At 61.1% G+C, this 21,683-nt stretch carries 16 protein-coding genes and 1 pseudogene; 7 read left to right on the top strand and 10 right to left on the bottom strand.

Going from position 1 to position 21,683, the window contains the following annotated elements; all coding sequences use genetic code 11:
• Window positions 1-203 precede the first annotated feature (203 nt).
• The 4 genes and pseudogenes from ABID97_RS18235 (at window position 204) to ABID97_RS18250 (ending at window position 2,773) form a co-directional block, all read left to right on the top strand.
• Window positions 204-1,274, top strand: a complete 1,071-nt coding sequence (locus tag ABID97_RS18235) for a dienelactone hydrolase family protein (protein WP_354399821.1) — start codon at window positions 204-206, stop codon at window positions 1,272-1,274.
• A gap of 94 nt (window positions 1,275-1,368) precedes the next feature.
• Window positions 1,369-1,536: pseudogene (locus tag ABID97_RS18240) on the top strand (transposase domain-containing protein); the annotation flags it as partial.
• 299 nt (window positions 1,537-1,835) lie between these two features.
• Window positions 1,836-2,312 carry a helix-turn-helix domain-containing protein gene (locus tag ABID97_RS18245; RefSeq protein ID WP_354399822.1) on the top strand — a complete coding sequence of 159 codons (477 nt, stop codon included), beginning with the start codon at window positions 1,836-1,838 and terminating at the stop codon, window positions 2,310-2,312.
• Window positions 2,288-2,773 (top strand): DDE-type integrase/transposase/recombinase, encoded by a 486-nt coding sequence (locus ABID97_RS18250; protein WP_354399823.1) that lies wholly within the window; start codon window positions 2,288-2,290, stop codon window positions 2,771-2,773. The genes ABID97_RS18245 and ABID97_RS18250 overlap by 25 nt, the downstream gene beginning before the upstream one ends.
• On the opposite strand, the gene ABID97_RS18255 is transcribed toward ABID97_RS18250, so the two are convergent.
• The 9 genes from ABID97_RS18255 to ABID97_RS18295 form a co-directional block, all read right to left on the bottom strand.
• On the bottom strand, window positions 2,713-3,480 hold the full coding sequence (locus tag ABID97_RS18255) for a hypothetical protein (RefSeq protein ID WP_354399824.1): 768 nt from the start codon (window positions 3,478-3,480) through the stop codon (window positions 2,713-2,715). The two genes, ABID97_RS18250 and ABID97_RS18255, sit on opposite strands and share 61 nt — an antisense overlap.
• A 679-nt stretch (window positions 3,481-4,159) precedes the next feature.
• Window positions 4,160-4,531 carry a hypothetical protein gene (locus tag ABID97_RS18260; protein WP_354399825.1) on the bottom strand — a complete coding sequence of 124 codons (372 nt, stop codon included), beginning with the start codon at window positions 4,529-4,531 and terminating at the stop codon, window positions 4,160-4,162.
• 160 nt (window positions 4,532-4,691) lie between these two features.
• A complete protein-coding gene (locus tag ABID97_RS18265) occupies window positions 4,692-7,667 on the bottom strand; it encodes a DEAD/DEAH box helicase family protein (protein WP_354399826.1) in 2,976 nt (991 codons plus the stop codon).
• Window positions 7,664-9,571: a phospholipase D-like domain-containing protein gene (locus ABID97_RS18270; protein ID WP_354399827.1), complete on the bottom strand. Its 1,908-nt coding sequence runs from the start codon at window positions 9,569-9,571 to the stop codon at window positions 7,664-7,666. The genes ABID97_RS18265 and ABID97_RS18270 overlap by 4 nt, the downstream gene beginning before the upstream one ends.
• On the bottom strand, window positions 9,456-10,688 hold the full coding sequence (locus ABID97_RS18275) for a DUF6361 family protein (RefSeq protein WP_354399828.1): 1,233 nt from the start codon (window positions 10,686-10,688) through the stop codon (window positions 9,456-9,458). Before ABID97_RS18275 ends, ABID97_RS18270 begins: the two co-directional genes overlap by 116 nt.
• On the bottom strand, window positions 10,685-10,954 hold the full coding sequence (locus ABID97_RS18280) for a hypothetical protein (RefSeq protein ID WP_354399829.1): 270 nt from the start codon (window positions 10,952-10,954) through the stop codon (window positions 10,685-10,687). Before ABID97_RS18280 ends, ABID97_RS18275 begins: the two co-directional genes overlap by 4 nt.
• 410 nt (window positions 10,955-11,364) lie before the next feature.
• Window positions 11,365-12,114 carry a hypothetical protein gene (locus tag ABID97_RS18285; RefSeq protein WP_354399830.1) on the bottom strand — a complete coding sequence of 250 codons (750 nt, stop codon included), beginning with the start codon at window positions 12,112-12,114 and terminating at the stop codon, window positions 11,365-11,367.
• A gap of 174 nt (window positions 12,115-12,288) precedes the next feature.
• Entirely contained in the window at window positions 12,289-15,480 is a 3,192-nt protein-coding gene (locus ABID97_RS18290) for a UvrD-helicase domain-containing protein (protein WP_354399831.1), read from the bottom strand.
• On the bottom strand, window positions 15,477-18,107 hold the full coding sequence (locus ABID97_RS18295; RefSeq protein WP_354399832.1) for a PD-(D/E)XK nuclease family protein: 2,631 nt from the start codon (window positions 18,105-18,107) through the stop codon (window positions 15,477-15,479). Before ABID97_RS18295 ends, ABID97_RS18290 begins: the two co-directional genes overlap by 4 nt.
• 773 nt (window positions 18,108-18,880) lie before the next feature.
• On the opposite strand from ABID97_RS18295, the gene ABID97_RS18300 reads away from it, so the two are divergent.
• The 3 genes from ABID97_RS18300 (at window position 18,881) to ABID97_RS18310 (ending at window position 20,715) form a co-directional block, all read left to right on the top strand.
• A complete protein-coding gene (locus tag ABID97_RS18300; RefSeq protein WP_354399833.1) occupies window positions 18,881-19,252 on the top strand; it encodes a DUF6697 family protein in 372 nt (123 codons plus the stop codon).
• Between the two features lie 53 nt (window positions 19,253-19,305).
• The gene (locus ABID97_RS18305) at window positions 19,306-19,842 is read left to right on the top strand and encodes a hypothetical protein (protein WP_354399834.1); all 537 of its coding nucleotides are present in this window, start codon (window positions 19,306-19,308) and stop codon (window positions 19,840-19,842) included.
• A gap of 126 nt (window positions 19,843-19,968) precedes the next feature.
• A complete protein-coding gene (locus tag ABID97_RS18310; protein WP_354399835.1) occupies window positions 19,969-20,715 on the top strand; it encodes a hypothetical protein in 747 nt (248 codons plus the stop codon).
• 490 nt (window positions 20,716-21,205) lie between these two features.
• On the opposite strand, the gene ABID97_RS18315 is transcribed toward ABID97_RS18310, so the two are convergent.
• On the bottom strand, window positions 21,206-21,559 hold the full coding sequence (locus ABID97_RS18315; protein ID WP_354399836.1) for an H-NS histone family protein: 354 nt from the start codon (window positions 21,557-21,559) through the stop codon (window positions 21,206-21,208).
• Window positions 21,560-21,683: the final 124 nt, after the last annotated feature.

Consider the following 21,683-nt stretch of genomic DNA (forward strand, 5'->3'; position numbering starts at 1 on the left):
ATCGTGTCGTGCAACTGGCCGAGGTCAAGACCCGGGTGCTGTCGCCGATATAGAGTCAGGCGAATGGGCGCGCTGCAACCATCGCCTGACCGAACCTGCCGCTGCTCACGGACCAGATTCACCAAGCATCCCCAACCGGAAGCGCGACGGCCATGGCCTTGCCGCGGTATCGAATGCTTTTAACCGCCTCACCAAAGTTCAACATGACCAATCGAAACCTGCACCGCTCGATCACTGCCGTTTTTTTGGGGGCTGCTTTGTGTGGGACCGCATGCGCCCAACTGTTCGGCAGCTTCGGTTTCGGTGCCGACGTCTTCTCCACCAGAGGACTCGATAGCGAGAAGATCCCGTCGCAGAAGTGCACGGGCTTCTGGAAGACGCCAAGCTTCAAGTGCGAGGGCGTCAAGGTGCCTGCATACTTTGCTCGCGTCAAGGGTGACAATCGCCAAGCGCTGGTCGTCATCAGCCCCGGTGCTGGCGGCCTCGACAAGCGCCACAGCGAGTATGCGAAGTACCTCGCCGAGAACGGCATCAACGCCGTAGTGCTGGACAACTGGCGCGCTCGTGGCATGGACCGCAGCGGCGGCGATTACGAAGTCGCACGCATAAAGGGCGGCGACGCGGTGAACATGGCCATCGATGCCATCGCTGCCATGGCCCAACTGAAGAATGCCGAGGAATGGAAGGACGCCAGGTTCGGCTTCCTCGGTGAAAGCATGGGCGGGGCTGCGGCCATCAACGTCACGCGCCCGTACATCGAGGCCATCGTGCAAGACAAGATGAACCTGCCCGCATTCAGCGCCGTCAACTTTGACGCTTCGGTGGGCCTCTACGCATCGTGCGTCGACCGTTCGGACATTGAGCGCTTCAAGAAAATCCCAGTGTTGCTGGTGTCTGGCGACAAGGACGACGTGACGCCGCCGGAGACCTGCGAGCGCCAGACCAAGTGGATGAACGAGCGCGGTGGCAATGTGACGTTCAAGGTGCTGAAAGACGCCAACCATGACTGGGACGCACCTACCCCGCTGCGTCAGACCAACTACCAGAACACTAGCAAGTGTGGCAACGTGCGTGTCGGCAACAAGTTCATCTTGGAGTCGAACGGCAAGGAGTACCCCGGTACGCCCGAAGGGTTGAACACCATGAAGGTCGATTGCCGCACTTTTGGAACGCTGTACGGCCACCGTGGCAACCCGAAGGTCGGCTTCGACGTGTGGCTGCAGTTCCTCACGGATCACCTGCTGTCTACATCACCGACGCAGGCAGTCAAGTAGCGACTCACCAATGACATCGCCGTCGCGTTCGGCATACTGACGTGACGAGGAGGTTTTCACTGCCTCGGCCGACCGTAGCCGAAGCGCCGTCGGCGGTGCCAATGCGAGCGCCAATCTCTACTCGCTGATTGAAACGGCCAAGGCCAACAACGTCGAGCCCTACCGCTACCTCGTCGCGCTGTTCAAGAAGCTGCCGTTGGCACAGACCGTCGACGACTACGAGGCGCTGTTGCCCTGGAACACCGAGCTCGGCAGCGCGTAGGCCGCCCTGCGCGCACCGGTTCCGACACCACGCGCAAGGGCGTGGTTTATTGACTGCTTACATTGCAATCTGCACCTGCTAGGACACATAACGACTGATGCGTCGTTGCTTATAACTCCTCAGCGGCGCCACCACCGTGCGACTGCGTTGTCAACATTAAGTCGAGTGTTTCGCGAGGGCGCACACTGCACTAGCATTCATGTGCGCGAAGGAACACGTTTGAGACAGATGTCAGGCGACACGACAAACTGCCCCCTGACGACATGAGGAATTGACCCCCCTCATTGCAGGAGGCCAAGATGGAAGGCAACGTGTTCGAGCAAGCTCCACGATCCGAACGGATCGATTGGAGGCAGGCGATGCAGGCACCGGAGGACGTGGAGGCGATGCTCAAGCTGGCGTCGCTCGGCTGGGGCGCCAAGCGCATCGCCAACGAGTTGGGTTGCAGCCGCAACACCGTGCGGCGATACCTGCGCCAGGGTGGCTGGCAGCCCTATGAGTCGCCACCGCGGACCGGCCGCTTGACCGAGCATGCCGAGTGGCTTGCCGGGCAATTCCGCCAGCATCGCGGCAACTGCGATGTCGTGCGCCAAGAGCTGCTGCGCGTGCACGGCGTCGCGGTCAGCCTGCGCACGGTCGAGCGTGCGGTGGCGCATCTGCGCCGCGAGGTCCTGGCGCAGAGCGTGGCGACGGTGCGCTACGAGACGCCGCCCGGGCGGCAGTTGCAGATCGACTTCGCGGCACCGTGCGCGTGCCGGTGGCCGACGAACCGCTGAAGGTGCATCTGTTCGTCGCGACGCTGGGCTACTCCCGACGCACCTTCGTCGCCATGTTCCTGCACGAGCGCCAGTCGGCGTGGCTGCAGGGCCTGGAAGGCGCGTTCCGGCACTTCGGCGGCACTCCACAGGAGGTGCTTGTGGACAACGCGCGGGCCCTCGTCAGCGAGCACGACCTGCAGACCCGCGAGGTCCGCTTCAACGACCGCTTCCACGCCTTCTGCCGGTACTGGAAGGTGACCCCGCGGGCTTGTGCACCGTACCGCGCCCAGACCAAGGGGAAGGACGAACGACGCCTAAGAGTGACGCGGGCGCATCTTCGCGTTGACGAGAAGAATATTATTTGGGCCTCAGAAAACTTGATTCGGACGAAAGCGTCGTTTAGTGAATTTGGAGTCACTCAGGGTTTCCCCTTGCACTCATTGAAGCTGCCAGAGATGGTCCACGTTGTGCGCAAGTGATCTTCAAAGGCGCCTCCCATATCGAGTCCTGCCTTCTCTGCCTTTAACTTCAGACCAGCATTCACGCCGTAGTCGTCTTGGTATGAGACACCAAGCGAAAACTCTTTCATGCCGTACTTCAAACGGCCATGAGCGATGCTGCGCCAAGTCGGCTCATGGGCGTACCAAGCGAGGTCGCTAGGAACACTCGGTTCATGGTCATTGTCGAAGTCTGCCTTGAAAAGTAGAGATGATGACCGGGCAGTATTCGAGGATGCAGATGCCTCCGCCGAAACAGTTGGGACTAGAGTTGCCATCGTGGCAGAGAACTCACGGGACCAGCCGTGTACGTGTTCGACCTCGATATGCGATGCGCCAAGGCTCATGAGAAGCTCTACGGCTTCGGTGAACTTGTGCTCAAACGCCATGCGGTGAAACATTGCAGTGGTGTAGTAAACCGTTGAAGTCGCTGGATGCGCGACATAAAGGGTTCCCGGGCGCGGATGACCAGGAGGAAAGCTGAGTTGACTCGCTTCGGTATTACTGATTTGCATCACGTTCAATCCTGAGTCACGCGCTTTCACCCAGGCGTCGTACGCTTCCTTCGCGAGCACAGCCGCGGCGCCTACCCATACCGTGATTCCCCCGATGAGCAAGGAGCCAGCCTTTACCACCTTCGCTAGATCCGATGAGGCAATTGTGGAGCCATTTGATCGAGATTCACGCATTGCGGCCACGACCTCGTCAGCTTGGACTACTACCAGTTGGCGTTGCGAATAGGGTATTGCGGTCAAGTCGAGAGGCGATGACGATTTATGCATATGGCGTTTACTTATATTGGCTGATGTTAATCGGGATGAGCTCGCCCCGCGTGGAAAGCAAGGCGATGAAGGTCTGCGTCGCTCGATTCTCTGTCAAGCTCGCCGACTGGGCAGATGCGTTCCCTGGTCAGGGCTCGAGTCGCAGGGTCGCAGCCGATCCGCGACGCGGACCTGCCGCAGGGTTTGCTACATGGTCTTCGCGGCGATGAACAACATTGCGCAAAAGAAAGACTGTCTCAACGGCGGCCTAAGCAGCACTCCGTAAGACCGATCTGTGATCAGTCTTACTCGTTTCGGCGCGGCCGTTTTCCACGTCGCTGATCGAGCCCATGCATGTTCGTCATGTTGTCCAACCGCGCTTCCTCCCCAACTGCACGCCGCACTTGCGTGATTCGACGCGGGTCGGACTGCTTGCAGGCCAACATGGCCCGGCCCGCCCACACATACGAGCGCGAGCACAGCTCAAGCTAGGACTCTGGTGTGGATGTGAGGCGAAAGAGGGCTGGTGACGCGCCATGCCCCACCGCGCCATACAGAGAAAGTCATTTATTCGTTGCCTGCTGCTTCGCGCCCAATTCGTAAATAGTCAGCCGTAGCTCTTTGCAAGCCGGACGGCCTCACGCACCTCTTTAACTGACAGCTTTTCTTCAGTATCGAGCTCCTCCGTCTCCAGCAACGCGATGATTTCATCGGCCTTCTTGCCGGTCAGAAACTGTGCCGAGGAAAAGACCGTGACGCGATGGGCCTGCAGCAGCAGACGACCTTCCTCTTTCAACGTCAGAGCTCTTTCCTCATCATCCACGCGATGCACTCGCAGCACCGCCCTGGCGCAGTCGATGGTTTTCACACGCAGTTCCTCCAGTTTCCTGGCTGCTGCCGTCGCATAGGAAAGATTGCCGAGCAGAGCGACGGCATAGAGTTGGCGAACGCTGCAATTGGTCCGCAGCCAGGCTGTCACCCCCGGTTACGACACCTTGGTGGTGCAATCGCGTGCCTGGTTGCGACGCTATGACGACCACAAATTCTCGGCGTCTCCACCACGTTGCCAAAGTCTTCCTCAAACATCGATCGACGCGGTTTCAAGCTATTGCGGCAAGCCGTTCTCGTCAGGGGTAGATTTAGCTGCCAACACGTGGGGTCAAATCCAGTCGAACGCCCTCGATTTCACGGCGATTGCTCTCACTGGCGTTTGAGAGTCGCTCCAGCAGCGCATGAGGCTCGGGCTGGCCCAGCACCAGGCGATACCAGCTGGCCTCCTCCAACAGGCGCTTCCAAGCTGTCTCCTCTCTGGAAAACGGGACGTTGAGCGCGATGGCCTTGATGGGCTGGCCCTCGCCAAAATGCCATAGCGGTGCGAGGATGCTGCTGTGCTTGCTAGTCTGCGCCTCGGCCGCCAGCAAGAGCAGTTCCCAGGGGTTTGCTGGCAAAGATGCCACGCTCGGCGGAAAGCCGAGCTCCGCAATGTTCGTCCGCACGCCCAGACTGAGATAACGATCAATTCTTCCTTCGCGTTGCTCTAGGGCCAGTGGCGAATTCGGAAGATTCCAATGCACGAGCAGCTTGCAGTACCGGTGCATATCGAGCCCTTCTTGACCTGTTGACGTTGTGGTCAACACGAACGGTGGAAACGGAGAGTTGAACGCTGTCAGCAGAGGATTGGCATGCCGGCCCTTCGCGCGTGCCAACTTCTTAGACTTGCTTTTGGTGTTCTTCTGCGCGTTCGGTTCGTCATCCATTGGACTGTCATGCTCCCCCAGGGCTCGGGCGTACATCGCAGCGCCATAAGGCGATTTTCCCTTCGCCCTCGGACGCGCGACATGAAGCCCCCCCACCGTGCTCAACGCAACATGAATCGCCTCCGCGACATCGTCCGCCAATTTATCAGCGTCCTTTTCCGAACTGTCACGCACAAGAAGAAAAACATACTCGTCCAGCACGCTCTGAAGGTCGTGATCCAGGCAGAAACGAAGGACGCGGCGCCAGTACGGCATCCTTGCCTTCGAACGACCACCTTCGACGATCGCCACGGCAGCGGGACGCTGGAAGAGGCGCGTGATGCTGTTCCCGATCGCAATTGCAGCGCCGAACAGCGCGCGCTTGTCTTTTTCCAATCCCGGAATGGCACGGCGCAGAGCCCGGTAGGCACATGTGCCCGGCGCTGCGGCAGCAAGTTCCGCGAGCTCATTGGCGTCCGCGCTGGCAACCATGATTTGGTCGACGTTCTCGACTTCCTTCATGAGGTCCCGAGCTGGCCTAAGGAACGAAGCGTTCTGAGCCGATGGGTGCGGATAGGTTGGCTGCGCGTTGAGTCCAAGTGCAACGTCGACGACGTTCTGCGGGCGCGAAGCGCGGGACACCTTGAGACGCCCCGCTCCAACGAGCTGTTCCCGAATCTCCGCAATCAGCTTCGACGGCGGCAGCGCCTTCCCGACGCCTCGCATGGCTTCAAACGGATCGCTGTCTTCGGCGAATCGCCAGAGAGGCGCACCAAGCACGTAGACGGAGCGCACGGGCGTGCTTTGCCCGTCAAGCTTATTTGACCGGGAAAACTCGAGGTCTTTTTCGCGACCAGGCCGTGGCTCGAAGCACAGATTCAATGCAGTCGCGATCGCCGGGGGCGCTGCCCCCCAAGACGTAAAGACCAGGGTCTTCGACGGCAGGTCCTCGAACGGCCGGGAAGGATCGTCAATATACGACCGCGTTGGAGGAAGCCACAGCCGGCGCGCCCCCGCATCACTTCCCATCTCCTTAATCATGGCTCGCAGACGCGGGTGCACAGGGTCGACCAGTGGCGTCTTTCGACAGAGCTGCGAAGAGGTGAGTGCAGCCGGTGTCGGCAGGCGTGTGCCGAGCACCCCTGCGAAGTCCCTGCCTGTGACGTATCGGTGGCTCAGCGCGCTGACGACGTACGGCGTGGACTTCCAGAGATCGACGAGCTCGGCAAAGCGATGGCGCTTGTTCTTCGCAGAGGGAATGGCTTTCTTGAGAAGATTCATCGCCTGGCGCAGGGCATCAAGGTCGGCCCCGCCGGGGTGTGCATCCACCGCGATTCGCTCGACGTGGGCGTCGAATGGGCGCTCCGTGCGAACCATGAAATCCCGCAGATGATTGCCGAGGTCTTCCACGGCCTGCTGCAGCACAGGTTTGCGAATGTCGGGTGCCAGCAACGCCTCACGCATCGCCGAGAGTGCCTGCTTAACCTTTTCGACCCTGTTCGGCTGATCACGATTCAGAAATTCGACCAGTTCGAGAAAGCCCTTGTGTGGATCCTTACCGGAATGGTCGCCCGGTACGCCAGGCTGGTATGGCGTTGCCGAGAGGACGAGCATCGGCCGCTCGAGAAGGTATTCGACTTGCGGCGTGGGCTTGCTGGTCAAGAGCCCGTCTGAGAACCGCTGAATTTCATCGACGACGATCAAGACTGGATTCAGCTTTTGAAGAGCGCATTTCGCAAGCACTGCACGCAGCTTGCCAACGATGGCCCGCTTGTGCTTCTTGCGCAGTTGAGGATCCTTCAACCGGTCGACGATCTCGGGTTCGAGGTTTCGCTCGAAATCATCCTGTAACGCAATCGGCAAGGATCCTCGGGCGTAGTGATTGAAAGTCTCTTCGCTGACCCGATTGCCCCGGAAGAACTCACGAACTGCCGGCTCCATCATCAGCGACCGGTAGCGGCGCATGAGCAGCTTGTACAGAAGCGCACGCTCTCGCACGGAACCGAAATGGTCGCTTCGCAGATCCTTGATCGGTGTCAGCCCGATCAGTTTGCCTTGGACGCGCTGCTCGTATACCTTCTCGGCCAGCAAGCATAGAGAGCCGAAGAATTCAGGTGTCAAGCGCCTGGTCTTCAACTTGTGCAGATTCTGGCTGACGATGTGCCCACTGGAAGCAACATAAAGCACATTCGGATAACGACGGCCGGCGATCGCCTGGGCAATCACGCCTTGCGCTACCTTGGTCTTTCCGAGACCAACTTCGTCAGCGACGAGAAAACGGCGCTGACCGCCCTCGAACATGCGGTCATAAACGTGCTTCACGGTCCGCTTCTGGAACTCCTGCAGGTTCAAGTCGGCAAGCAGGTCCGAAGCGCTCATCTCAACGACTCCTTCACGAGCCGCCACATGGTGGCCAAGCGCTCGTCCTCTACGTCGTCGCCGAGGGCTGCCAGAAGGCCATCGATTGTCGCGATCTCCGCCTTTGCATTGGGACCATGCACGCGTAGCAACACCTTCTCAAGGATGGGAAGACTAGGGGCACTTTCAGGCTTCGTTGCCGGCGAGCTTTTGACGGTGGGCTCATTCTTGGAGCCGCTGCCGTGACCCCTTACACCGAAGTACCAAAGCAGTTCACGGTACAGATCTGGCCTTGCTAACTGAGCCAGCGTCGCGCGGGCATCATCCCTGAGCCAGTCGAGATCTCCCTGCAGTTGCATAGCAAGCACGATCTCCAGCGGCGGACCATCACCACAGCGAAGGGTCAGGACTGCAAATGGCGTGAGTTCGATGCCAGGCTCGATCCCAAGGTCGCCGGACATGCGGGTGTTCGCGAGCAGCAGGCGAATGCAGCAGTCGCTGTAGCCGAACGGATGCATGGTGATCTCGACGCCCTGTGGCCAGTCGAACCTGTCCGCTCGAAAATCGAGGGTGATTCCGAGGATTCGCGGCGGCCCTTTCCTAACCCGCCCAACTGCGACGGCGCCAGCCAGAACGCTTCGCGCCCGACGGACCCATTCAGGGTCGGGCGTCTCGCTTGCAACCGCCATCGGGGTCAGCTCGTCCAGCAGGCTGCGGAAGGTGCGCTCCTCGTCCGGCTCACCCTGTGCAAGCAGCGCCGGCACCTGGAGCGCTTTTGCCTTCGCTACCCCGGTAACGGCCACCTCGACATTTCGTGTCCATCCGGATGGCGTGGCATTGGCGCTTGTGACTACGATTCGCGTGCCCCCGCTCTTCGACGAAGCAAGATAAATCTTTGCGTGTAGCCCGACCAGCCGTCCCTGTGCGCCTTGCTGCGGGTCGGACACGTTGTGGACCGGCACCGCTGCATCGGCGATCTTGAACACTCGGTAGTTCATGAACGCGCTGTCCGGCACATCAACCGGCCGGGTCACGAGCCAGCGATGCGCCTTGTCAACACCGGCCTGCGCCGCAATTTGGTCGAGAAAACCCTGACGCACGAATGGCGAGATGATCAACAAGTCATCGCCCTTAATTTTCTTAAGAACCTCCTCAGCGTTTTTGCTGCCGCGATGGAACAGTCGCAGTTCCAGATCAGTGACGCCCGGCAGTGGCTGGAAGCATATGTTCCTCAGCGCATCGCCCAACTGCGTACACAGCTTGACAGCAGAGTGCGATGGATCGTTCACGAACTGCGCGAGTCCGCTGACAGCTTCGGCGAGTCCCGGGATGCGCACGCCGTTCGGCGCTTCATCGAGGACAACCACCGAATCCCACGAGTTGTCGGTCGTGAGATTGCGGGTCGCGACGACGATGCGAAAAAGGCGCTTGTCGGGCTTCTCGATGGAGTCGAACACCAGCACAAACAACTTCGGGTGAAAGGAGCCGTCCTTGATCGAGCAGGGAACGACCGCATCACCGACAAGCTTCAGCAACGGCCGGGAAGTTGCACAGCGTTTCGATATTCCAATCCGGTCTCCCTGCACCAGGAGTGTGAGGCGGGCGCCGAGGTCATAGACCTTCGAGATGCCGACAGATTTCTGAAGGTCTTCGGCACCAAGTCCCGCAGCGAAAAGCGGAATGGTGACGAGCGTTTCGGCGTCAAGGCTATATGCAGTGCCCAAGGCACTGTCCAGGCGATATCCATCCGGCGGCAACAGCACTTCGCGCAACGTTGAGCGCCCATCCGGATCGAGCGGGATGGCTCGCTTAACCACGCGGATTCTCCGCGTCTTGGACGAATCTTCGCACGCTGGCGCCCCAGCGGAAATCCCACCGGCGCGCCATCTCGGGCGTGCCCGACCAAGCAGCGAGATGGTGGTCATTGCTGAGCTTCGGCGCCGGATTGACCGTCTCTCTCTGTCTGACCCAGGCTGACCACTGTGCCGATTTCAGGGCTGTGCTGCCGGCAACGAGCCTCTGGGCCGTGCTGGCCAGAAAGGTGCGCGAGCTCTCGCTGCCGAGTGGCTCCCAATGGGAGGGCTCGGTCCACGGCGCGAGCGTCGCCCGTTCCGAGTCGAAAGCCTCCTTCCATGTTGTAAAGAGCTTGTCAATGCGCTTCTGCGTTGCGCCAAGGTCCTGGTTCTGCTGCTGCCAAGTGGTCGTCTCCTGGCCTTTGGCTTCCAATCTCCGGGCTGCCTCGAGGAGCGCAAAGTTGTACGCCAGTTGGGCGCTCCAGCAGATCAGGCTTACTGCTTTGGCACGGGCGAAGTCGGCGCGCGTATCGGCACAACTCCCAACGGCCATCTCCCATGGATAGTTAACCATTGACAGCCGTCGCCCCTTTTTTAGTTGTGATGCCATGACGGCCAATGGTGGATTGCCAGGCAGTGCCTCCCACTGGCCAAGGATGAAGTTCACTTCGGCCCGGGTGCAGTGGATGCTCGGCCGCGTCGTCTCACTCGGATCGCCCCAGAATTGATCGGCAAGCATCACCACCTTCGGGTCCCACTGGACGCGATGCTCCAGCAGCGGACTGCCCTCTTCGTCTGTGGCGACCTTCGACTGCATCGCAACGAGGCCATTGGGCACGGTGATATCCCGAGGATCTGCCGTCACTGGCGTGAGCAATTTCCAGGTGCGCAAGGCGCTCCAGTACAAATGCACGAAATCCCGCTCAGGCCTGCGCCTGCCGATGACGCCCTTCTCATCGGGGTTCGCCATGCCGAGCGCCACGTTGAGCATGGTCTGGCTCTGCGGGAGATTGCCAATCGTCGCGCCCTTCTTGCGCAAGATCGCCGAGGTCAATAATACGTACCGAAGTCGCGTGTACTGGGTGGAAGTACCGGGAAACAGGTGATCCGCCATGCGGTCACGAACCGAGGCACCGAGCCTCAAAGGGTCGACACCCTCCCCATCGACGCCTTGGCTCAGGAAGTCTCGGACTTGCTTTGACTCGGCCTCGTCAAAGTCCAGCCACTCCCAACGACTGGCCGCTGTCATTCAAGGCCAAGGCAGACCGAAGACACTGACAGCGCGAGGCTGACGGTGGCTCGGCTGGAAAGGAGGTTCATCATGCTCTCCAGACGGCCATGAACTAGCCTCGGCAGTACTTCGCGGTCGATGGCACTTAGCTCAGAAAAGCCGATACGGGCTACAAACGCACCCGCGTGCTCGATCTGGTTTGCGGTCGGCAATCTGCACCTCGTGCGGTCTTGAACAACCGCGCTGAATATGGCGGATGAGTCGGTATAGCTCTGAACTGTCATTTCTTTTTCTCTCGCAGTTTTTTGATGCCGAGCGGGATTGAGGCTTGTCAACGCCACTCATCTTGCACACCGACTCGGGCCGACGACGGAGCGGCTTTGGGAATCTGCGACCCACTATCGGTGCGGGCTCTGTTCTGGGCGTTCAAACAACGGGTCGCGCGCGGAGCACAACTGACGCAAAGTCGTCTCGTCGGCTAAGGCAGTGGCATGGATAAAAGCCTCATGCAACGGTTTACGCGGCAAGCATCCTTCACTCTTTGGACCGGATGCGGCTTTTGATCTTTCCGCCGGACGCAAGAGTGCCGTCCGATCGTTGGGCGATTCGAAGGTGTCCGCGCTTGTCGCACTCGGAAAAGCCACCTTTCCAGAATGCGCCTTCTGGTCGATGCGTACCAAGGCGCTTGGTTGCTTCAAGCGACAGCTCGGTAGGCGAACAGCCGCTGTGGTCGTCCCTCCTCCGCAGACACATCCCAGATCTCGATGTACTTCGTCCGCTCATCAAGCGGCTCATTCGCGCTCACGACGATGTCGGCCCAAGCCGGGTCCTCCGCGTTCAGAATCCCGCCGAGAGAGCTGGCCTCCGGTGTAGGCGCCCAATTAATGCCTGCCATGGCGCTCAGTGTGCAATCCGGCTCTCGGTAAAGGCTGCTGGACTTGTCGAGTAGCAAGAAGAAACCAGCAATGCCGCAATTCCGGAGCTTCAGCAGTCGCACGATGTCAGAGGCATAGCGGATTCTTTGATTAAGCTGAATCGAAGGGCTGGCCTTTATCTCCACGGCAGCCGATACGGATTCTGGCAGCGTCTTGTAAACAATGTCTCCAGGACCGGAACGATGTCTGAACAAAGACACGCCCGCAGCGCGGTAGATCAGCAGATCGGTACGATCGCGCGTCAATTCCGCGTCTTCCGCGAACTCCTGGGGCAAGCAAATTTTGGCCTCTAGACGCACGCGATCGGTCTCGACTTCGATCGCCCGGGCGCCGCCCGGCTCGTCGATTACTGTCGCCAGAACATGCGTTCGTCCCCCAAGGTGATGGTCGACGAGCCGCTTCAGCTCTGCCTGCACGCCGATCTCGCGAAGAATTCCAAAAGGGCGTTGCCGATGTGAACTCACGAACTCTTGAATGGCCGTTCGAAGCGCGGCGACATCTTCATCCATAAACTCGTTCCTTTGCAAATCTCTCTTTTTGAGCGCACTTCCCGCCCCGTGGGCCGAGGAGCAAACCAACAAATCTTCCAAGGACAAGACGGAAGCACTTCTGCTCCGCTGTCGCGTGGAGAACAGGCAGCACAGCGGTTTTTAGAGTGCTCCGTCATCCGCGGGGGGCAGCCGTCACGCGACCTGCGCCAGCTGCAAGCCACCCTCGAGTACCTCGACCGCCTGCGCAGCCACTGGCAGGAAAAGCCACTGGCCCGCCACGGGCCGACCGGTCGCCTCAACCAGTGCGTCCGCGTAGAAGCCGAGCTGGCGTCCATGCTTGAGCACCAGGGCGTCGTCGGCTGCCGCGCCGCGCGGATTCGCCTTGTGGTCTATCAGCACCCAGCCTTCCGGTGTGTCCACAAGGAAGTCGATGCGGCCACGCAGTCGCGTGCCGTTGGGGAGATTGACCTCGATGGGCACCTCAACGTGCACCGGGCGACCGGGCCAGCGCTGCGCGACCCAGCCCTGGAAGGCGGAAACTTGTGCGAGCACCGCTTCCTTCTCGACGGCGCCGGCCACGCCCCACCGCTGAAGAATGAGTTCTACGCCCTCGAGCGAAATGGTGCTATTTGCTCCAGCTTGCGCGATGCACAAATGCAGCGCCTGACCAAGGGCCTCCATGTCTACAGCCGCGCGAATGTGAATGCGCTCTCCAACCCTTTCGAGTTCACCGCGGCGGTAAGGCATGCCCGCATGTGCGCTGCTCGGGTTGACCCAGAGCGGCAAGGGCCCGCGGACCGTGTCCCGGCGGAACCAGTTCAATGTCTGCGGCGCGCGCGCTTCGGGCTGGACTTTGCACTCGTCGGCGCTCCAGGCACGGCTCACCCGCTGGATTTGGCTGCCATCCGGGAGCGTGAGCGGCCCTGATTGGCCGATGAGCACGCCGGCGGCGCCGACCTCCTCCACCCAGGCGAGGGCCCCCTTGCGGGTCGTGTATGCCAGCACCACCGCATCGCGTGCGCGCGTCATGCTGACGTAGAACAAACGCATGTTTTCGTCCCGGCCGGACTTTGCCATGGCAAGACCGGTATCGGACGCCTGCGCTGCCAAGGCAGCTTCGGGCGGGGAGCACTTACCGTACGGGTAGGGCCAGAAGTGGATGAAGCGGTCACGCAGCGGTTGCTGCGCATCGAAGTTCTTCGAGCGCGCACGGACTTCCCAAAGAGCGGTTCTCGCTTCCCAGTCCAAGCTGGTCAGAACGACCACCGGCCACTCGAGCCCCTTGGCGCCGTGATGGGTCAGAACGGTGACGGCGCCCTCCGCGGCAACAGCGCGGGAGTCACCGCCTTCGGAAGCTTGGTGCTGGAGCCATTGAAGCAAACCACCGACAGTGGCGGGCTTCTTGGCCGACGTGCACTCGTCCTCATAGGTCTTGGCCATGTCGACCAGCGCCTCGACGTTCGCGATGCGCATGCCTGCGTCCTGCGCCCCGTGTGACCAGCAGCTGGCCAGCTCGGCCACGTGCGACTCAGCCTTGGCCAAGCGCATGGCTTCCGATGGCGTGAGCGCTTTCAGGCGCGGCCGCAGTTCGGCCAATCGAAGGAGCAACGGGTGCGCGCTCTCGCCGGCGAGCTGCCACTCCGATGGCTTGGCCCCCGTGGCCAGGAAATCGATGCGGTTGTTCAACCAGTCCGCCGGGTCATTGCCCCCGGAGAGCGCGATGATGAGCGCGCTCGCGACGGTATCGGTCGCATCCTGGAGGCGGCGCAGGCAGGCGACCACGAAAAGCGCCTCAGGCGTCCTCAGCAGGCCGGCCCGACCGCTCGCCGATGGAACGCCCCAGCGCGACAGTGACGCGACCGCCCGGTCAATCTCCTTGTTCGTCCGGCACAGCACTGCAATGTCTCCAGCCGCGAGCGCACGAGCGACCTTGGTTTCCTTGTCCACCACCTGCTGGCCGCTGGCGAGGAGCTCGGCTATCGCGCGCCCCACCTCGTCGTGGTCGGTGCCAGCGTTTCTGCTTGGGAACAGCCAGTTGTAGAGCGAAACATGCGTCGCGCCCAGGTTTTCCCTGGAGGGATCGAGGCGAACCGCCTCCGACTTGATGTCCGGCTCGAACGCCGAACCAAACACCGCGTTCGTCAGTGACACCAGCGCCGGCGTCGAGCGGCGTGAGACGGTGAGCGGCTCACCGAGCTCGCCGCCCCACCCTTCAATCGCCTCAATGATTTTGGTGACAAGCGTTGAGTCCGTACCGCGGAAGGCGTAGATGGCCTGCTTCGGGTCGCCAACCCAGACCGACTTCTTGGCCAGCTTCGCCAGCTCAACGAACAGCGCCAACTGGAGCGGGCTCGTGTCCTGGAACTCATCGACCACGACCAGGTCGAGTTCTCCCGCAAGCGCCTCCCGGACTTCGGGGCTGTCGCGCAGCGCTGACAGCAACAGCACCTCCTGGTCCACGAAGTCCAGCGCGCCGCGCGCGAGCTTCACCTGCGCATACGAGTCGAGGGTGTCCGCCGCCAGGCCGAACACGAGTTCAAGGTAGCGACGCACGTCGGTATGGAACTGCGGGTGCACCTCATGCGCCTTGACGGCATCTTCGATGGGCGCAAGCAGATGCACCAGCTTCGCTCCGACATCGACGCCGCCGGTACTGACCCAGCTCTGCCAGGTCCAGCTGCCGTTCGCAAAGTCGCGCTGCCGCACACGGAGCTCTTCCAGGCCCTTGGTCATGTTGGCAAAGACCTTGGCACCTTCTGCCGTCAGTTGCTCGATGCGAGCCTCTACGGCATCCGCCGCCTGGCGAATCGCCGCCACCAGTGCGCCCGTGTGGTCGCCCTCTCGGGGTTTCGGCCAGTTGGCCAGCATCGCATCTGCATTCGCCGGCCCCATGGCCCGCAGCGCGTCACCAGAAATCTCGTTTTCTCGTGCCGCCTTCACGACGGCTGCGATGGGCTTGGCCCATTTGGCTTCGTCGAAGGCCAGGCGACGCCCCAAGTCCATCAGTTCCGACCGACTGTCATCGTCAAGCACGAGGTCCAGCGTCTCTGTGAGCAACGCCAGCGCCTGGGACTCTGAGAGCACCGTCTGGTCCGGCGACATCCCGACTTCGAAACAGAACCGCGTGAGCAGGTTGCCGCAGACGCTGTTGATGGTGCCGATGCGAGCCTGGCCCACGGCCGAGGCCAAGTCCAGTCGCCCAGCGTCGAGCAGCTTCGAGCGGGCGCGTTCGCGCAACTCCGTGGCCGCCTTCACCGTGAACGTTGTGGCAACAATGGCGTGCGGCCGCGCGTCGCCGGCGGCCAGCGCGTCCGAGATGATTTGTGTGAGCCTGTAGGTCTTGCCGCTGCCGGCACCTGCGCTGACAAATTCGACCGGGTTCATTCTTCCCAAGCTCCCAGGAGTACGAGATGATCGCCGTCATAGCGACCGACTTCTTCAAGGGCGAGCGTCCCTGCCTCACCCAGTTCGGCCAGCTTGCCGAAACGCTTGTCGACCCACTCGACCTTGCCTTCGGCCCACTGGGCCTGTCGCCACTTCCACGTGGCAATCGCCAGCGCCAGGATGGCTTCGAGCGACGCGGGCACGCCGCTCTTCGCGGCCACCACTGTCTCGTTCGGGAAAACGCCGCCCTGGGTGACCATGAGCTCGGCACCGTCGAAGATGAAGTAGCCCACCGTCGCCGGCAGCGCCTTGAAGTGTTCCCGCACCACGCCGGCATAGAGCGCCAGCTGCAGGTAGCGGCCCGTGCGCAGCACATCCTTGTAGTTCTTGGCGCGACTCCATTTCAGGTCCAGCAGCGCCGTGCGGTCCTCGGGAAGGTCGACCAGCATGTCGAGCTTGGCCACGAACGGATGCCCGGCAAACGTGCCGTCGAGTTCGAGCTCGGTGCGCACGCGAAGCGCGCCGGCCCGCTGAAGGTGGGCCAAGAGCGTGCAGACGGCTTTGCGGCAGATGTGCTTGAAGCGGTGGAGCTTCAGCGACTCTCCCGGCATGAGGAGCGGCGCCCCTTCGGCTGTGAGGAGCGGGTCGACCATGTCGTTGAACCAGGCCGTCGCCTGTTCGGCACTCCATGCCAGGGTCCCAGGCTGCTGGAACAGCTTCTCGATCACTCGGTGGCCCAGCGTGCCCAGGAGTTGGTTGCCTTCCGCGACGCTCAGGACCGTGCCTGTGCGAAGGCTGGCGACATCCTTCAGCACTGCGAGTGCCGGGTTGTTGAAGATGTCATTGAGGTTCGAGAAGGACTGCTTTTCCCGTCGACTCGCGATGGGTCTGCCCAACTCGATGAACTGGTCAGCTGCAGTCAGTCGCACGCGCGGCACGACCGGCGCCAGCGCTGCCAGCTCCAGATTGTGAAGTTCCCGGTCGATGCTGTCGGCCTTGACGCCAGGAGCGAGCTGCTTGATGAGCTGCCAGACGGGGTGTTCTTCGCGGCCGGGCGGCGGCAGGACCAGCACGAATCGCTTCGTGGCAGCAAGGAGGGGGCGCAGCCACTGCTTCGAAAGTGCGGCCAGTTCCGCGGCCGGGTCCCGCAGCTCGAGGCCAAGCATGCCCAGCGCGGCAACCTCCGCTTGTGACCAGGGATGCGGGTGCGGCAGCGCCGGCGTGGAGGGCATCCACCAGACCACCTCGGCCACCGGTTCGATGTTGCAAACCGCGGCAGTGACTGCGGATTTCAGGCAGCCCACCTGCGAGGTCGCATGCGGATTGGTGGCGCCGCCAGGGGTCGACTCCGCGAGCAGTTGCTCGATTTGCCGCGGGCCCAGGCGTTCGATGCCCTGGCGCTGAAACTCTTCCAGCCCGGCGATGACCGCCTTGCACTGCCCGATGGCCGAACTCGCGCCGGTCGGCTCGTCGCCCGAGGCGAGCACGAGCCGGGTGAGGAGGTCGCCGATGCGCACAGCGCGCGCCGCCAGGTGTCCGACCGGTGCGCCCTCCTCGCGGGTCCAGCGGTCTCCTTCGAGCCAGAAGGCAACGTCCGCCAGAACTTCCTTTCCCTTCTCGGTTTCCGCAGTGACCGCCTTGGCTGCTTCCCAGCTGTCGCTGCCAATGCCGGGCTTGTCCGCAAGCGCTCTCGCCAGTGCGCGGCCCGCCGCGAAACCGAGCGGAGAGATGGGATGGACCAGGAATTCCATCATGCGAGGGACATCGACTGGGGTCCAGCACGTTTCCAGCGCCAACCCGATGGTCTGCAGCGCCGGCCGCAGGTCACTCGGTGCGCCAAACCCGCAGGCCGAACCGCCGGTTGCCGACAACGTGGCGTCGAGTGCGTCGCCGCCCTCCTCGCAAAGAACCAGCCGGTCGGCCTCCTCGGCACGACAGATTGCGCTCAGCCAGTGCTCCGCCATTTCGCAAGACCGTGCCTGCGCAACGCGGAAGCTGCCGTCACCTGCAAGCTCAAACGTTTCGGCCACGCGCCCGGTCTCGACCGCGTTCACAACCATGCCCTGGAGCCGTCCGAGGTCGCCCCGCGCGGTGGCATTCATGGGCGGCGCTGCATGGACTTCCAGGAGTCCCAGCACTTGGCGCCAAGCGAAGGGATAGAGAGAAATGTCTTCGACGAGTTGGACGCTGGCCACCGGGATTCGGTTGCCAGCACGCAGCATCGTCACCACTTGGTTCAAGCGCTCGCCTTCGCCCGGCGACATAGCGCCGTCGGCGAGGGCCTCGGTAACGGCCATGTCCTGAAGCTTCTTGGGCGAGGTATCCAGGGCATTGCCGGCCCAGCCGGCCAAGTACCACTCGTCGCGCCATTGAAGGAGCATTGCTGCGGTGCCGACATCGTCGGCCTTGAGCGAGAGCGAGTAGAAGCGCTGCCCATCATTCGCCTTGACGAGAAAGCCAAGATAGGCGGCGACCCGCGCCGCGTGCGGCACCTCGGGACCGGACAGGCCCAGGTACGTTTCCAGCAAGCCCAGGAGTCCCTGGCGTCCCACCTGCGGCGCCATGAAGTGCGCATGGTCAGCAGGGCCCTGACGCTCATCAAGCCTCAATCCGAATGTCACCCTCATGTTCTTCTCCTCGTTGCAGGCAACGTACTGCGCTCCTATGGCACTGTGACAGAAGGGTTCGCTCGCCTCATGCAAGAGTACTGCGGGATCAGGCAAGCCGAGGGGTGCGCCGATGAGAGTTGTGACTTTCCTCACACCGCAAGGTCAAAACAATTCGCCAAGATCCTGCTGGATGCGCTGAACAAGGCTTGGCTGAAGATCGCAACATCCTTACATCACGATCAATACCCATGCCGCGCATCAATAAGAGCAACGAATTGGGCAACCCACTGCCGGGCCCGCATCCTTAGCCCCCAAGCGCTCCGCGATCGCATCAATGCGTGAAGAGCTTGCTCGCCCTTCTGTTGCTCGGAGCCCTTCCACTGCCGAACCCGAGGCTCGCGCGCATGGATCGGGCTTGTGGCGCGATCCTGAGGGGGTCTACGACCTGAACACGGTCGTCAACTACGACCCAGCAGTCATCCCCTACCTCGTTGCCGCGCCGGGCAGCCGTTTTGACAAGGCTGACGTGGCGACACACAAGACGACATGTATACAGCGATTTACTTCTTCAATTCCTTGCTATCTCTGAAGAGCGAATCACCAAGTTGATTCGAACCGATTGGCCAATGGCATACGTCTGCTTTCGAGCACGGGCAGTGTCTGATGTGGGCCCTTCTCGACGACAACGCATCCGGCTACAGTCGGCCAGGACCGGAAGTTCATCACGATCTTCGATTCCTGCTCGTCGACACGGCAGAATGATCGAATCCATGCTACTGGAAGGAGTTCGCATGTTTAGCATTGGCCGCGACTACACCCGCAACGAGATTCACGCTGAGGTGGGTGGAAGCAAACAATCCTACTTGCCTACGAGGAACGGCGCGGTAGTTGCCGCGTGCCTCACGCAGGCGCTGAACCCGCGGGCGCCTCGAGTCATCCTGTGCGGGCGAGGAGCCATCATTGAACCCACCGGCGAGTTGCTGGCGCAACAGCTCGATGCCATTCCCGTATTCCTGAAGCGGGACGTGAATCGCTGGGAGTACCAAGGTCATTTCAGGGCGGCTGCCTCATACACCTCTGGGCCGGCGTTCAATAGACATGTGGCGGATTCACGGCGACCCTTGGCTGAGGTTTCGCGAGTCGTGGAAATGCGCGATATCTGACGCGGACGTTGCCGATCGCGTGCAAAGGCTGCTGAGTACCAGGAGAAAAAGCAATGAAAAAGCGCCGCCTATTCCTCGCCGTTGCGGCCTGTGCGCTAGCCCTGGCTGCCTGGAACTACTTTGGAGTTCATCGGCCCGTTAGCGAAAGGCTTGCAAAGGACACGAGGAACGAGAAGGTCTCGCTCTGGGCGTACCACCAGTACGGAGTCATGCCGTCCGTGCTGGTCATTGACCTTCGCAAGGTCGACGCCGACGCAGCGACGTTGGATGTCATGAGAGCGCTTTTCCAGAGCGCGGAATCGCACAAGTCCAAGCGCTTCGAACGAGTAGTTCTTGCATACAGAGGCTCGCCGAAGTTTTACCTCGACGGCGCGTTCTACGAGCAGCTCGGCAAGGAATTTGGTGACCAGAATCCTGTGTACACGATTCGGACGTTCCCGCAGAATTTGCGAAAGCTGGACGGCACGGCTGCATATGAGACCTGGACGGGGGGAATGCTGGGTGTCCTTAGCAAACAGATGGAGGATGTCAACCAGTTCGCTAAGGACTGGTTTATTGCCGACCTCGCAACGACGGCCGGTGACCGCTGACTACGCCGTGTCGCAACTCGATGCTTGCATTGCTAACAGCAGTCAGCTAAATCTGAAAGCTCGAAATCTGCCTCGATGGTTCTAACCACCAGCCGGGTCCGGTGCCACTCACCTCCTCCACGCCCCGTGTTCATCTCTATGCCGATCTCTCCATCCATTTCCCTCGCAGCATCCCAGACCCTGACCCAGATCGTCACTGCGTTTATCGCGCGAGAGGAATCTGCGTTGGCAACTAGCTACAAATGGCCCCTTACGCACCACCAACTGCATCAACACCTCCCCATAACCGTCGCCGGTGCGAACTCGTTCCATGAAAATCTGGACTTGAAGCAAAAGATGACTGGGCTTTGGGCGACCAACCCGTCCTATCAACATGCAATTGCGGACTACTACGTTCGAGTCTGGGGCGGCATTCGTGGCAACAAGCTCGGCACGCTCTCTGCGTATGCTGCGACCATTGCGTCAGGAGGTACGCCGAACTTCCACGGCATTGCCTCATGGTCAAAGATTGCAACTGCAGCCGATGCGACAAGTGCGGCCATCTTCGATGCACGGGTGGCGGTGTCTCTGAACGCGTTGCAAGTGTTGGCACTGCGGGAGGATCAGAAAGGGGTTCTCTTCCCGAAGCTTGAAAGCCAAAACAAAGTCATAAAGCGCGTGGGGGCACAGCTGATCGCGGCCGGCAAGGCCCGCGGCTGGGAGGTTCTTCCGAAAGACAAGCTGTTCTTTTCGGCCTACATCGAGCTCCTGAAACGCGCCACAAAGTCCTTGAGCGGTAGCCTTCCGCTGGCCCGAGGCGAGATGGTCCTGTTTGCAATGGCAGAAAACCTAGCATCGCAAGCCGAGGCGAGGTTGATCGCCGGCCGACCCTGAGAGTGAGTTCTTCCGCCGCTTCATCACCTTTGCCGTGATCGCTGGCGCCGCCCTAGGTTCGGAGGCAGCGCGGCGATGACCAGTTCTTAGGTGTACCAGCTCGACTCCGGAATCTGGACCGGGGCAGGTTCGTCGGGCGGCGGCTCATAGGGAGCTTGCTCGTTGTGCCGTTCTGCACCGTGATTGCCCTGCATCGCCAAAACAGCGGATCTTCGGGCCGAATCGAGAGACTTCCGCCGCTGCTTGTGGGACGAAGAGCTCGGGAACAGTGGACCAGGACATTTCCTGGATCGCCCCGAAGGACCAGGGATTGGTCCACTTCTGAGGAGATTCTGTTGAGTCAGGCTGGCGTCAAACCAGTTGAATGGCGAACGACTGACCACTACATTTCACTCAACGATGAGCAACGATGTCTAATCCAACCGCCGGGATGGAGCATCCACGCAGGTGGCGACAATCAGCGGCCCGCACGACTGAGCCGCCGCAGTGTTTACTTGGCGCGCAGATCGTCCGCGGACTTGCCGGCCTCGAGCGCAGCCTTGAACCACGTGGGGCGGGGACCGCGACCGCTCCAGACATTGCCCTGTTCGTCCTTGAACTTTGGCGCCCCAGCCGCGGTGGCAGGCTTGGTGGACTTGCGACCCTTTTTGACATTGCCTCGCTTGGCGAGAGCGACGTTGCCAGATGCCTTGCCAAGGCCAAGATCAGCCGCGGTGAAGCCATACACAGCAATCGCCTCTTTAATGCGGCTGAGTACGCCGTCTGCTTCCTTCCTGCGCAATTGCTCGGCTTCCTTTTGCAGCTGTTCGATCTGCTTTTGAACCTGAAGGAATGTTTTGGTCATAATTTGCATTCGAGAAGAAAAAGAATGCGGAGCATAGACCATCGAACAACAACGGCCTGTCGGCGCAAGTCGCATTTCGCAATCCCGCTCCCCTTTTGGGTGGGGACTCTTGCCTCTAATCGCT

Source organism: Variovorax sp. OAS795, from assembly GCF_040546685.1.
Classification (GTDB): Bacteria; Pseudomonadota; Gammaproteobacteria; order Burkholderiales; family Burkholderiaceae_C; genus Variovorax.